The organism is Planktothrix paucivesiculata PCC 9631 (assembly GCF_900009265.2).
Lineage (GTDB): Bacteria > Cyanobacteriota > Cyanobacteriia > Cyanobacteriales > Microcoleaceae > Planktothrix > Planktothrix paucivesiculata.
The window spans coordinates 491,724-504,959 of record NZ_LR735018.1 but is presented as its reverse complement, the minus strand read 5'-3'; the positions used below and the strand labels follow the sequence as shown (position 1 = coordinate 504,959).

Annotated in this window: 16 protein-coding genes; 11 read left to right on the top strand and 5 right to left on the bottom strand. The window is 39.8% G+C overall.

All coding sequences use genetic code 11. From position 1 onward, the window contains the following. Positions 1-107 precede the first annotated feature (107 nt). Together PL9631_RS16455 and psbM are read left to right on the top strand one after the other, a co-directional pair. Positions 108-695 (top strand): Uma2 family endonuclease, encoded by a 588-nt coding sequence (locus tag PL9631_RS16455; protein WP_083621952.1) that lies wholly within the window; start codon positions 108-110, stop codon positions 693-695. Positions 696-840: 145 nt separating this feature from the next. After that, the gene (gene psbM, locus PL9631_RS16450; protein WP_079681281.1) at positions 841-954 is read left to right on the top strand and encodes a photosystem II reaction center protein PsbM; all 114 of its coding nucleotides are present in this window, start codon (positions 841-843) and stop codon (positions 952-954) included. Positions 955-1,054: 100 nt separating this feature from the next. Here psbM and PL9631_RS16445 read toward each other — a convergent pair whose 3' ends face one another. Continuing rightward, entirely contained in the window at positions 1,055-1,909 is an 855-nt protein-coding gene (locus PL9631_RS16445; protein ID WP_083621950.1) for a universal stress protein, read from the bottom strand. A gap of 114 nt (positions 1,910-2,023) precedes the next feature. Between PL9631_RS16445 and PL9631_RS16440 the strand changes: the two genes are divergently transcribed. From PL9631_RS16440 to PL9631_RS16425, 4 genes are all read left to right on the top strand, one after another. Further along, entirely contained in the window at positions 2,024-2,533 is a 510-nt protein-coding gene (locus tag PL9631_RS16440) for an acyl-CoA thioesterase (RefSeq protein ID WP_083621948.1), read from the top strand. A gap of 156 nt (positions 2,534-2,689) precedes the next feature. Beyond that, positions 2,690-3,829: an ATP-binding protein gene (locus tag PL9631_RS16435; protein ID WP_083621946.1), complete on the top strand. Its 1,140-nt coding sequence runs from the start codon at positions 2,690-2,692 to the stop codon at positions 3,827-3,829. Between the two features lie 57 nt (positions 3,830-3,886). Next, positions 3,887-5,593: a DNA mismatch repair endonuclease MutL gene (mutL, locus tag PL9631_RS16430; protein ID WP_083621943.1), complete on the top strand. Its 1,707-nt coding sequence runs from the start codon at positions 3,887-3,889 to the stop codon at positions 5,591-5,593. Between the two features lie 148 nt (positions 5,594-5,741). Next, positions 5,742-6,152 (top strand): hypothetical protein, encoded by a 411-nt coding sequence (locus PL9631_RS16425; RefSeq protein ID WP_083621941.1) that lies wholly within the window; start codon positions 5,742-5,744, stop codon positions 6,150-6,152. A 99-nt stretch (positions 6,153-6,251) separates the two neighbouring features. On the opposite strand, the gene PL9631_RS16420 is transcribed toward PL9631_RS16425, so the two are convergent. The 3 genes from PL9631_RS16420 to PL9631_RS16410 all read right to left on the bottom strand — a co-directional run bounded on the left by PL9631_RS16420 (position 6,252) and on the right by PL9631_RS16410 (position 8,821). After that, on the bottom strand, positions 6,252-6,950 hold the full coding sequence (locus PL9631_RS16420) for a CADD family putative folate metabolism protein (RefSeq protein ID WP_083621938.1): 699 nt from the start codon (positions 6,948-6,950) through the stop codon (positions 6,252-6,254). Between the two features lie 211 nt (positions 6,951-7,161). Beyond that, a complete protein-coding gene (locus tag PL9631_RS16415) occupies positions 7,162-8,187 on the bottom strand; it encodes a bifunctional heptose 7-phosphate kinase/heptose 1-phosphate adenyltransferase (RefSeq protein ID WP_083621936.1) in 1,026 nt (341 codons plus the stop codon). Positions 8,188-8,251: 64 nt separating this feature from the next. Beyond that, the gene (locus PL9631_RS16410; RefSeq protein WP_083621934.1) at positions 8,252-8,821 is read right to left on the bottom strand and encodes a response regulator; all 570 of its coding nucleotides are present in this window, start codon (positions 8,819-8,821) and stop codon (positions 8,252-8,254) included. Positions 8,822-8,960: 139 nt separating this feature from the next. Here PL9631_RS16410 and lipA point away from each other — a divergent pair, with 139 nt between their 5' ends. Then, on the top strand, positions 8,961-9,920 hold the full coding sequence (gene lipA, locus PL9631_RS16405; RefSeq protein ID WP_083621932.1) for a lipoyl synthase: 960 nt from the start codon (positions 8,961-8,963) through the stop codon (positions 9,918-9,920). Between the two features lie 27 nt (positions 9,921-9,947). After that, the gene (gene psaX / locus PL9631_RS16400) at positions 9,948-10,064 is read left to right on the top strand and encodes a photosystem I protein PsaX (protein WP_071782595.1); all 117 of its coding nucleotides are present in this window, start codon (positions 9,948-9,950) and stop codon (positions 10,062-10,064) included. A gap of 136 nt (positions 10,065-10,200) precedes the next feature. Here the strand turns inward: psaX and PL9631_RS16395 are convergent, their stop codons facing one another. Next, on the bottom strand, positions 10,201-10,530 hold the full coding sequence (locus PL9631_RS16395) for a hypothetical protein (RefSeq protein ID WP_156090590.1): 330 nt from the start codon (positions 10,528-10,530) through the stop codon (positions 10,201-10,203). Between the two features lie 85 nt (positions 10,531-10,615). Between PL9631_RS16395 and PL9631_RS16390 the strand changes: the two genes are divergently transcribed. From PL9631_RS16390 to PL9631_RS16380, 3 genes are all read left to right on the top strand, one after another. After that, positions 10,616-11,251, top strand: a complete 636-nt coding sequence (locus PL9631_RS16390) for a DJ-1/PfpI family protein (RefSeq protein WP_083621928.1) — start codon at positions 10,616-10,618, stop codon at positions 11,249-11,251. A 54-nt stretch (positions 11,252-11,305) separates the two neighbouring features. Further along, the gene (locus PL9631_RS16385; RefSeq protein ID WP_197046401.1) at positions 11,306-12,199 is read left to right on the top strand and encodes an ATP adenylyltransferase family protein; all 894 of its coding nucleotides are present in this window, start codon (positions 11,306-11,308) and stop codon (positions 12,197-12,199) included. A gap of 103 nt (positions 12,200-12,302) precedes the next feature. After that, positions 12,303-13,082 carry a transposase family protein gene (locus tag PL9631_RS16380; protein ID WP_331281244.1) on the top strand — a complete coding sequence of 260 codons (780 nt, stop codon included), beginning with the start codon at positions 12,303-12,305 and terminating at the stop codon, positions 13,080-13,082. Positions 13,083-13,236: the final 154 nt, after the last annotated feature.

The window sequence follows — 13,236 nt, the reverse complement described above, 5'->3', positions numbered from 1 at the left end:
ATTACCCTGTTACTGAGCGAAGTCGAAGTATTACCCATTCGTAATTCGTAATTCGTAATTCGTAATTCGTAATTCGTAATTCCCCATTCCCCATTCCCCATATTACTATGGAAACCAATATTCTGACCTTACCCCCAATTTTAAAATTGAAACTGGATTTAACCGCAGAACAATTTTGGCAATTGTGTCAAGAAAATAATGATTTTCAATTTGAACGCACGAACTCAGGAGAGTTAATTATTATGCCACCAACTGGAGGAAATACAGGGAAACGAAATGCTGATTTAATTTTTCAACTTTTAGTCTGGAAACGTCAGAATAATTTAGGTGAAGTTTTTGATTCTAATACGGGTTTTACCCTTCCGAATGGGGCTGACCGCGCTCCTGATGCGTCCTGGGTAAGTCGAGAACGTTGGGAATCTTTAACACCCGAACAACAGGATAAATTTGTGCCGTTGTGTCCTGATTTTGTGGTGGAATTAATGTCTCCGAGTGATAGTTTAGAAAAAACTCGTGAAAAAATGCAAGAATATCAAGAGAATGGGGCAAGATTAGGTTGGTTAATTAATCGTAAACAGCAACAAATTGAAGTTTATCGTCTGCATCAAGCGGTGGAAATCTTAGAACATCCTAATCAAGTTTCAGGGGAGGATGTTTTGCCAGGTTTTGTATTAGATTTAACTTCAATTTGGTAAACTATTAAGTATTTAAACTGAGGTGGGAGGGAGAGAGTAGTGCGAGTGTCCTGACTCGTTAATAAAAATCAATCTATTCAAAAACGTCAATTAATGATATTCTGGGGGTATTTGAATTTTCCATTTAACTTAAGGTAGGGCAATTATGCAAGTTAATGATTTAGGATTTGTTGCCAGTATTTTGTTTGTGGCAGTTCCTGCGGTTTTTCTGTTGATTCTGTATATTCAAACTCAAAGTCGGGATGGTAAAGAAGGTTAATACCATTTTTTCCTAAATTTTGATTGAATTTTCACTCAAAAAAAGCGCCTTCAGACTCTAGCTGTGGCGCTTTTTCTTCTGTTGATTAATTAAGAGTAGATTAAACTGCCGTTGTCCGTGCTAACAAAACCGGACAGTTAGCATAAACCCGCACATAATCTGAGAGGGAACTTCCCAACAATCTGTCTAAGTCGATGAAACTTCTGGCAACGTTGGGGCGACGGTCTGGGGAACCTAACATCAATAAATCAGCATTCACTTCTTCAGCAAGCCGACACAATTCTGGGCCCGGTTTACCAACCCCACTTACACAACGATAGCTGATGCCCATGCGTTTTACTTCTTCAATTGCCGGGGCTAAAATAGGATCTTTTTCGGCATTATTACTGAAATCTTCGCTAGATTTGCCAGATATATCCTTATTGATGTGGACTAAAATCAGTTGAGTTCCAGGGATATCTTTGGCAAAGGAAATCGCTAACTGCAAACACTGTTTAGAGGCTGCGGAATTATCCACGGCCACCATAATTTTACGCAGTTTTTTGACATAGGTATCGTCCTTGACCAACAGCATGGGATGGCTGGTGAGTTGAAACACATACTGACTAACGGAGTTTTCCAGAATCGCTTGTAGACGTCCTAAACCCCGGGAACCCATAATAATTAAATCCACATTTTCCTCGTCGGCCACTTGACAAACGATATCTTTAGGATCACCTTGTTTGAGTAGAGGATTAATTTGCTTGGGGTCGAGTTTAATTGAGGTAACAGCTTCTGCCAGAATTTTTCCGGCCTCAGTTAACTTTTCCGACATCGTATCCGAACTCACTTCAGGGGAAACAACGTGTAGAAGCGTCACCGATGCTTGTTGGAAAGAGGGGATATCCAACATCATATTCAGCATTTCTTCGCATAATCCCCGACCGGCAACCGCAACTAGAATTTTTTTTATCATGGATTTTCCTTGTGATTAAAATAGGTGATTTATCAGGGGTCAGATCTACCCAACACGGATTAAACAGTATCCATACCTAGAATAATCCCCCGAGTTGACAGATAATTTGTAGAAATGTTGCGTTCTCAATCTATTTGTAAAGTGTTTGAAACAAATCCCCTTCTCCAGTCCCCCTCCTCAACGGATACCGCCCGGTCAACCCCTTGGTTTGACTATGTTGTGCGGGTTTCTCCCCATCATACCGACTATGGTGGTATCGTTTGGCATGGAACCTATCTGTCTTGGATGGAAGAAGCCCGGGTAGAACGGTTACGTTTGGCGGGATTGGAGTATCATAACTTAGTAGAAATGGGCTGCGAATTGCCCGTTGTCGAGTTGAATATTCGCTACCATCAACCCGTGAAAATGGGAATGCAGGTGGTGGTGAAAAGTCGAATCCTACCAACTAAGGGGGTGCGACTGCCTTGGGAATACCGGATTGAATCCCTAGATGGCCAATCCCATTATCTCAGTGCCCAAGTCACCTTAGTTCCCATTGATGGACAAACTGGAAAAATTATGCGCCGTTTACCCCCGATATTACAAGCATCTTTGGCTCAAATATTGGGAACATCTACGCTATAATTTATAATAGTATCAAGTCCAAATATTCTAGTTGCTAAAAGCCATTTTTTCCCTAATATCCCTCTGCTTTCAGGTGTTTAACTCTTTCTATTCCCATAATATTAATATCACAAAAGTAGATCTCTCTAATCTTTGATCACAACCCAGTTTATAAAAATGGATATATCCTCCCACCGATTTCTTAGCTATTTTGAACTTCCCGAAGCTCAACAACTCTGTGAACTGGCAATCGTGGAACAGTTTGCAGACCAACATATTATTTTTGAAGAAGGAGAAGCCCCTAATTTTTTATATCTAGTGTTAGAAGGTCGGGTGGAGTTTAAAAAAGAAGCTCCATTGAGCCAATATCAAACCATTGCTGTCGCCCAAGCTAATGACTTTTTTGGAGAATTTGGGGTATTAGATGGACAACCTCGCAGCGCCAGGGCAATAACCGCCGGACAGGTGAAATTAGCTAAAATTTCTCAACCGGATTTGCTGCAAATTTTAAGCAATGCTAAGGGTAAAGTGATTCTGAATTTATTTGCTTATATTATTAGTCATTTGCGCGTTACTACGAATCAATATGTCCATCAATTAGTCCATAAAGAAAAAATGGAATTAGTCGGGGAAATGGTTAACACCATTTTGCATGATTTTAGGAGTCCGTTTACCGGAATTCAGTTATCTAGTTCCATGCTCAAGGAAATGCACCCCGATGAGGAAACTCAAGAATGGTGTGATTTGATTTCTATGCAGATTCAAAGGATGTTAGGCATGGCCGAGGAAGTATTGGAATTTACGAAAGGCAGTGCCCTACTCTACAGAAAATCAATTTCTGTGGTAAAAATGCTACAAAATTTTGAAAAATTAAATCGGGTTTATTTTCAATCAACCCAGGTTAATTTTTCTGTGCAAGCCGATGAAAATTGTCTGATTTATGTCGATGAAAATAAAATGACTCGAGTTTTTCAAAATTTAGTAGGAAATGCGGTAGAAGCCTTTGAAAAACCCGGTGGAACTATTTCAATTACGGCTAAATTAGACGGAGAATGGACGGAAATTGCCATTAATGACAATGGCCCTGGAATTCCCGATATGATTCGTGAACATTTATTTGATGCCTTTGTTACCCATGGAAAACGCAGTGGTACGGGGTTAGGAACTGCTATTGCTAAATCTATTATTGATGCCCATGGCGGTCACATTCGGTTTAAATCTATTCCCCATGAAGGCACTACTTTTTATATTAAACTACCCCAAACTCAACTACAAGAAATGCACGCTGAAGTTGCCGAAGAAGTCAAATTAAATTAAAATTATAATTAACCCTATTATCTATTACTTATAGCAAGATTGCCTATTGCCTTGGAAATGTTAAATTCAACCTGTTTACCCTTGAATTATATTCGGACTCTCCCCAAAGATGTTATTGATTTAATTGCAGCCAGTGAAGTTATTGACTCCTTAGTGGCGGTAGTTCGGGAATTAGTGGAAAATGCCTTAGATGCCGAGGCAAACCGGATTATAATTTCAGTCTGGCCGGAGTCTTGGCGGGTGCAAGTGGTAGATAATGGTGTGGGCATGGATTTAACTAATTTAAAACAAGCCGCCGCCACCCATAGTACCAGTAAAATTAACACAATTACGGATTTATTTCAAGTTAAAAGTTTAGGATTTCGGGGAGAAGCATTACACAGTTTAGCCCAATTATCGGATTTAGAAATTATTAGCCGCCCTCGTTCTCCTTCCCTTGCTGATTCGGGTTGGCGTGTTAGTTATAATCATCAAGGAGAAGTTGTTAAAACCGAAACTGTTGCTGTCGCCCAGGGAACAGTGATTACGGTTTCTAATTTATTTGAAAATTGGCAAAATCGACGTGAATCTTTACCTACTTCGGCTCAACAATTGCGCGGTATTCAGTTAATAATTCAGCAAATTGCTTTATGTCATCCCCAAGTTACTTGGCAACTGCGTCAAGGTCATAATCCTTGGTTTCAAATTAGTCCGGGGGTAAATGCTCAACAGATTTTACCTCAGATTATTAAAAATGTTCAATTTAGTGATTTATTTTATTTGAAAATTCCACCAGATTATGATAATATTAACTTAAAAGACATTGAATTAATATTAGGATTGCCCGATCGCTGTCATCGTCGCCGACCCGATTGGGTGAAGGTTGCTATTAATGGTAGAATGGTGCGATCGCCGGAATTAGAACAAACCCTATTAACCGCCCTAGCTCGCACCTGTCCCCGCGATCGCTATCCCATTTGTTTTGTGCATTTACACCTGTTACCTGAACAAATAGACTGGAATAGAAACCCCGATAAAAGTGAAGTTTATCTCCAGAATTTGAACCAATGGCAAGAACTGATTAGTCAAGGAATTGAACGGGCTTTAAGGTTAAATTTTGAGCGGATTTCTCCTCCGCAAAATCGGATTGAGAAGTTATTAAAAGTATCGGAAGAAAAGGGCAGCTATAACATTAATTCGGAAACTCAGTTAGATGCTCAAAGCTCTCAAACTGAATTAGGAATATTAGAAATAAAAGCGATCGCTCAAGTTCTGAATACCTATATTATTGCCGAACATTCTAGCGGATTATGGTTAATTGAACAACATATTGCCCACGAACGGATTTTATATGAACAAATCTGTGATCAATGGCGATTAATTCCCCTGGAACCCGGGATTATTTTACAATCTTTATCAATAGCACAATTAGAACAAATGCACCGTTTAGGATTAGAAGTTGATCCCTTTGGCGATGGGGTTTGGGTAGTCAGAAATGCGCCGGAATTATTAATCAAACGTAGTGATTGTTCAGAAGCCTTATTAGAATTAAGTTTAGGAGGAGATTTACAAACCGCACAGGTCGCCACCGCCTGTAGGAGTGCGATCAAAAATGGCACACCCCTGAGTTTAACCCAGATGCAAACTATATTAGATCAATGGATCAAAACCCGCAATCCTCGTACCTGTCCCCATGGTCGTCCGATTGTTTTACAACTAGAAGAATCTACCCTATCCCGTTTTTTCCGTCGAAATTGGGTGATTGGAAAAAGTCATGGAATTTAGGGGTTTTGTTAAATGGTCTAATCTAGTTGAAATGTTGAGAAAATATAAAATTTTTATCAAAGACAAGCTAAAAAAATTAAAGTGTGAAGTTCAAAAATATAGACTAGAATAATTACCAAACTCATTCTGATTTAATTCCATAAAATCTATGAAAATCAAACTTCTAACGACGGTTGCTTTGGTCGGAATATTAGGTTTCGTTACTCCTGTTGTATTCTCCCCTAGTCCCAGTGTTGCCCAAATTTACACCGGATTTCGGGTTAAAACCGATCAAAAGGTTGCAGTTCGACTAATTAATGAAGCAGGAAAACCGATTCAGTATGGTTTAAGCCAAAATTCGTCTAAAATTTTAGCCAGTGGACAATCAACCGTTTTGCCATTTTCGCAGATTAAAACGGGGGCTGTAAACATTTTAATTTATACCCAAGATGGGACTCCCCTAGGATTCAAAGGCAGTTTTGATGCAGAAAAAAATGAATTAACCGTCAATATTTCCTCCGGTGGCGCAGGTCATAAGAGTATTAGTATTGGCACAAATGGAGTTGTTGAACTCATTTAATATTCCCAAAATATACCCCCCAAGTTCCCCATGAACAGGGGTAAATAACAAGGGGGGTAAGGTTTTTAGGAAAAATTGAACGGGACTTATCCTAAAATTCTAGTTCTGACAATATTCTTCATAAACACCGTCTAAAAGCAAGTTAAACGCATCAACGGCCGTTTGTACGGAGTCTAATGCGGCTTGTTGTTGTTCGGCGGTTTGACACAGTTGTAACAGGGCTTTACGAGTCATTTGACTGTGAATTTCATCAGCTTTTTCATGAACTTTAAAGAAGGATAAAGCTGATTCTTCTTGAATCCCATAAAATTCTTCTAATCCGGCAATTTTTGTAGTAGAAACTTCAGGAAATTGGGATTCATAAGCATAGAGTGCGGCTAACCCTTTTTCTGCTTCTTCACTACGCGATAATTTTTTCAGAATTTGAACGGATTCTTGGGTTTTATTTAAAGGTTGACGGTCAAGAACAGCACTCCGTTCTACTCCTAAACCTTCTGCAAACCGCAGCCATAATTCGGGATGATGGGCCGAGCCCCGTTCTTCTTCAATCAGGTTTTCTAACAACATTTTGCGAATGTTGATATCATCACAAGCCGCATGGGTAGCACTGACATAGGTGGGGAAGTTATGAACGTGCAAATAATATTCTTGGGCATACTCTTGTAACATGGTTAATGTCAGTTTCCCCTCAGTCCACATCTGATAAAAGGGGTGCTTGAGTAGGTGATTGCTTTCAATAATTTCGTTGAGTTTAGCCAAAAATACCGTTTCAGTTAAAGGCTGATCTTGGGTTAACATTCGCTTTCCTATAAATATCGGTTCCCCAGAATCTTATCTTAAAATCAATATTTGTCAAGTAATCAGTTGTAGGGGCGGCTTGGTGTTAAATCTTTGTTAATCACCTAAATCTCGATGAACCCGCCCATACCAGTTAACTGTTCATCACCCATTACCTATTACCCATTACCCATTACCTATTCGTAATTCGTAATTCGTAATTCGTAATTCCCTATTCTGGATTTAAAAGCGATCGCAACGCTTCTTTCATTTCCTCAATTGTTGTTGTTGCTGTTCCAAATTGACGCACAACTAAACTCGCGGCTAAATTCCCTAAAACCGCCGCTTCCCACAACGATGAACCCGTACATAAACCTAAAGTTAAAGCCGCCACCACCGTATCCCCTGCCCCGGTCACATCAAAAACATCCGTACGATTAAAAGGTGGAATTTGAAATTGTTGCTCTCCCTCAAACAAACTCATTCCTTCCTCGCCCCGGGTAATTAACATTGAACTCGCTTGAGTTAATCTTAATAAATCCTGTCCGGCCTGTTGTAAGGTTTGCTGATTTTTAATCGAATATCCTACAGCTTTTTCTGCTTCAGGAAGGTTAGGAGTAAATAAACTTGCACCCGCAAATCTATGTAAATCCTTTTGAGTATCAACAATAGTTAGAGGAGATTTTAACGCCGCTTCAATTACCGCTTGAGTTAAGACGCCATCCCCATAATCTGAACAAACCACCGCATCTACAGTATCAATATTTTCACTAATATATTCAGCTAATTTTAACTGTAATTCCAGATCCGGTAATTCATCAGATTTGCGATCGACTCTAACAATTTGTTGGGTGACAGACTGCCGCGCATGACCCGAAATCCGCGTTTTCGTTACCGTGGGACGGTTGGGATCAATAAAAATTCCCCCAATATCAATTCCCGCCTGTTCAAAAATTCCACAAAGGGCAATTCCTTGATCATCCTTTCCCACCAGTCCAGCAACCTTTACCGATGCCCCTAATTTTGCCAAATTGTAAACCGCATTTGCACCCCCCCCAGGAATTTGACGGGTATTTTCATGGCGCAGAATTAATACCGGAGCTTCCCGGGATAAACGTTCCACCTGACCCGTCAAAAATTCATCTAAAGTTAAATCCCCTACCACCAAAACCCGAGCCTGGGAAAATAGATTCATTCGTTTTAATAATGAATCTCTTGCGGCGTTTAATTGTGCCAAAAATGAAGCATCCAGTATCATAATTTCTGTTCAATTTTCAATCAATAGTTAACAGTCAACCCTCAATAGTTAACTGTCAACTTCCCTATTGTAATTTCTTCTGAATAAATGTTTTCAGTTGCAACACTTGTTTTTTCAGAGCCGTTATTTCTGCCTGCATTTTATCCATTTGAGCCTTAATTGCTGCAATATCCGCTCCATCTGCACCAGGAGCAGCTTGAGGAGCAGGTGCAGGAGTAGGTGCAGGAGTTCCAGGGGTGGATAGGGGTGGGCGGGGGAGATTGGCTTTTTGGAAGGCCAATTTAATTGCAGAAATTAGTTGATTCTTCTCAAAAGGCTTTTCAATAAATTCAAAATATTGAAAGGGTTCAGAAATTTTTTCGGTGACTTCTTCCTTCCGTCCCGACATCAGGACAAGTGGAATGCGTCGCAAGGTTTCATCCGCTTGAATTCGCTGAAATACATCCCAGCCACTTAATTTAGGCAGGAGAAAATCCAGCATAATTAAATTGGGGTGTTCTTTTTGCACGAATTCCAAACCTTCTTTGCCATCTTTGGCTTCTAACACCTCAAAGTTACCAGGGGGTAACATTTCTCGCACTCGAACTCTAATGACTTTGCTATCATCAATAACCAGTATTTTCCGACCTGCCACAACGAACTCCCGTAATGATAATGATGCGTTAACTATTATTATATTGGTTAAAGTCACCCAATTATTAAAAAGACCTGCATCTTTGCATACATAACTAGATTAATCTGAGAAGAAACCCAAATAGCAACGGAACTTGAATATGTCCGCCCCTTCTGATTTAGCACCAGAACAATCCTATCGTGATCGGGATCAAAATGCTATTGAACCGATACCCCATTGGTTACGCCGTCCCATTGGTAAGGCCAGTGAATTATCCTCCGTACAGCGAATTATTAAACAGCGCCAAATTCATACGATTTGTGAAGAAGGCCGTTGTCCCAACCGAGGAGAATGTTATGCCCAGAAAACCGCCACTTTTCTATTGATGGGGCCGACTTGTACCCGCTCCTGTGGCTTTTGTCAGGTGGATAAGGGCCATGCACCGATGCCCCTTGATCCCCAAGAACCGCAAAAAGTGGCCGAAGCTGTACAAATTTTAGGGTTACGCTATGTGGTCTTAACTTCCGTGGCGCGGGATGATTTAGCCGATGGGGGAGCCCGGTGGTTTGTGGCGACGATGGACAGAATTCGAGAGCTTAACCCCGAAACCCAGATCGAAGTGCTGACGGCGGATTTTTGGGGCGGGCAAGGGGGCGGTAATCCCCAAGAACTGCAATATCAACGGATTGCCACCGTAGTTGAGGCTGAACCCGCCTGTTATAACCATAATGTCGAAACAGTCCAAAGACTACAAGCACCCGTGAGAAGGGGAGCTAAGTATGGGCGATCGCTAGATGTATTAAGAATTGTGAAACAGCTTGATCCCCGCATTCCCACAAAATCCGGCTTAATGTTGGGACACGGAGAAACCGAAGCCGAAATTATTCAAACCCTAGAAGATTTACGCCAGGCGGGATGTGACCGAATTACCCTGGGTCAATATATGCGTCCGTCCCTGGAACATCTGCCCGTGCGAAAATATTGGACACCGCAGGAATTTGAGCGTTTGGGAGCGATCGCCACCGAAATTGGGTTTGCTCAAGTCCGCTCTGGGCCATTAGTTCGCAGTTCCTATCATGCTGGAGAGTCCGATCCCCATTCAGTTGCTTCTGTGGTTTAATTGGATCATTGTATTTAGGAACCAAATATGGCTACCAAAACTCAAACCTCCAGCGGCTCTTATACCTTTCGTGCATTTTGGGCAATTCTTCTGTTAGGAATTAACTTTTTAGTTGCCGCTTACTATTTCGGCATCATTGTATAGTTTAAACATCATCAATTTTTAAACACTGTGCTGCTCTTGATCAATCTTCTAAGATGAGGAGAACATCTTTAACTCCTCAGATCATGGCAGCACCTATTTTTTTAGGCATTATTAGATTACTAATTTTAACCCTAAATTATTGAGTTTCTAATTGTGCTTTTAACTCCGCCATTTGTTTCTGAAGTTCTTGGACATCTTGTTTAGTTTCAATCACTAATGTTGCTAACCGATCAAACATCGGATCGCCTGAAATCAAAGGATTTTTGAGTTCGGGAGCAGGATTTGTGGGATCGGGTTTAACCTGGATCACCGTTGTACCTGACGCTTGATATTGCAGACTATTAATCTGTCCAATGAGTTGAGATACCTGTGCTTCTAATCGACTCATCCGATATTCAAGCTGAGTGGTAGAGCCTTGTGCTAAAGTTAAATTATTGCAACCCAGTACAATTGCTAGAGTGATCAAAATAACCAGAATAATATTTTGGAGCCTCAGACACTTTTTTAACATATTTTAATCTTTTATCCCTTGTTTTTAGGATTAATGACCCATGACTCAAAAAAATGTTGCTATTTTAATTTTTAATGGGGTTCAACTGTTAGATTTTACTGGCCCTTTTGAAGTATTTTCTATCACCTCGGAAATTAATGAAGATCAGCCTTTTAATGTGTTTCTAGTCGCAGAAACCTTAAATTCGGTTCAATGCCATTATGGTTTGAGTTTTAATCCCGATTGTACTCTATTAGATAGTCCTCCCCCTGATATTATTATTATTCCCGGGGGTATAGGGACTAGAGAGGCTCTGAATCAACTGCAAATTCTAGCCTGGATTCAATCAAAAGGCTATCATGCTGAATTAATTTTATCAGTTTGTACGGGGGCTTTACTATTAGCAAAAGTGGGTTTATTAGATGGTTTAGTTGCTACAACCCATCATCTAGCATTAGAGCAATTACAGGGTATGGCGCCTCAAACTACAGTAATCAGCAATCAAAGATTAGTTGATAATGGAAAAATTATTACGGCGGCGGGAATTTCGGCGGGAATTGATATGTCTCTTTATGTGGTGGCTAAACTTTTAGGGGATAGTAAGGCGTTAAAAACGGCTCAATATATGGAATATGACTGGAAACCTAAAGCCAAAGTTACCCCCATTCCTAAACCTTTAAATTCTCTGAATTTTTAAACCTATTAAATAATCGCTATTGTTCAAATGATCAGTACAACAACGACAAACTTGATGTTACCATCGGGGACATTATGGCAACGAATAATTACTCAAAGTGAATACGCGCTCAATTGTGGTGCATTGGAATCTATTCCAACGGATTATGATTTTATAGAGGCGGGGAATATTCGGTTTTTGGTGAGAATTCTTTCTAACTTAGCTAGAAAACAGAAAGCTAAGAAAAAACAGCAAAAAAAATTAGCTAAATCCGGTAAAGAATTTAATCCGTTTCTGCCTTATGAACAGGATTTATTTGTTGGCGATTTATCAGAAACTCATTTATGTTTACTGAATAAATTTAATGTTGTTGCTCATCATTTATTAATCATTACTCGACAATTTGAAGAACAGGAAAACTGGCTGACTCAAGCCGATTTTGCAGCGATGTGGCTGGGTTTAGCCGAAATTGATGGTTTGGTTTTTTATAATGGGGGAAAATTAGCCGGGGCGAGTCAACGTCATAAGCATTTACAATTAGTTCCGTTTCCTTTAGTTCCAGATGGAATAAATCTTCCTATTGAACCCGCGATCGCTTCTATACAGTTTAATAATTCTATCGGTATCATTCCTGAATTTCCTTTTGTTCATGCGATCGCTTCTTTTAATCCTGACTGGATTAATCAACCTTCAGACGCTGCAATTTTTACCTTAGAATTATATTTGGAGCTATTAGCAAAAGTGGGTTTATCCGTGGGGGATCAGCCCTTTCAATCTGGGGGTTATAATTTATTGGCGACGCGAAATTGGATGATGATTATTCCTCGATCTCAGGAAAAATTTGAGGGGATTTCGATTAATTCTTTGGGATTTGCGGGGGCTTTATTAGTTAAAAATTCAGAACAACTTAAAAACCTAAAGTCCCATCATCCCTTAACCGTTTTAAAACAAGTTGGGGTGAGTTTGTAATACGAATTACGAATTACGAATTACGAATAGACATCTCCGAAATAAAAATGGGGAGGGATACTTGATGGTAAAATTAGATTTTACCCCAAGGAGAGATGACTAAATTAAGAGGCTATCTGGACAAGAATCCCCAGCAAACAAAAAGGCTATTGTCGATGAACAAATCTTACTAACTCTAATTTATCTGCATCAGATGCCCACATTTCAAATGTTAGGGTTACAGTTTGAAGTGAGTGAATCAACAGCGAATGATATTTTCCATAACTGGATAAAAATCTTCAGAGAATTACTGCCAGCCAGTTTAGTTGAGCAAGTAAAAAAAAACGAGAGTGATTGGGAGTGGGTAGAAGAAATTCTGCTGGAATTTGAGTTAATAGTAGATAGCTATGAACAGCCCATGCAAAGACCAATAGACAACGAAGAGCAGAAAAAATATTACTCAGGAAAGAAAAAAACACATACGTTTAAAAATCAAGTCATTGTCATGCCGAGCGGGAAAGAAATAGTGGATGTAGCTGTGGGTTATACCGGAGCAACAAGCGATCTGAAATTGTGGAGAGAAAGAAGGGAGGAATTGGGGAATCATCAAAAATACAGGGGGGATAAAGCTTATGTAGGGGAAACAGCAATTAATACACCACATAAGAAACCGAGGAATCAAGAAATATCCCTTGAACATCGAGAAGAAAATCGGTTAAAAGCCAAACAAAGGATTGTAGTCGAACATTTAATAAGACTGATAAAAATTTATCGAGTTGCTTCCGAAAGATTTCGGTTAAAGAGCCAAAATTATGAAGCAGTAATCTTGACAGTATGTGGACTAATAAGATGGCGAATAGGAGCGATTGTATTATCATCTAAGAATTGCCCAGAATACTTTTGAAAAATGATTGAATATCAGAAATAAAATTCATTAATTATTATTAATGTAACTGAAAAAGCCTATGAATCCGTTACTTTAGGAGAACCCGGCACAGGAGTGCTAGAGGCTCAAAAAGTAGCGATAGAGGGCGTTTGAGGATTTTCGGAGATGTCTA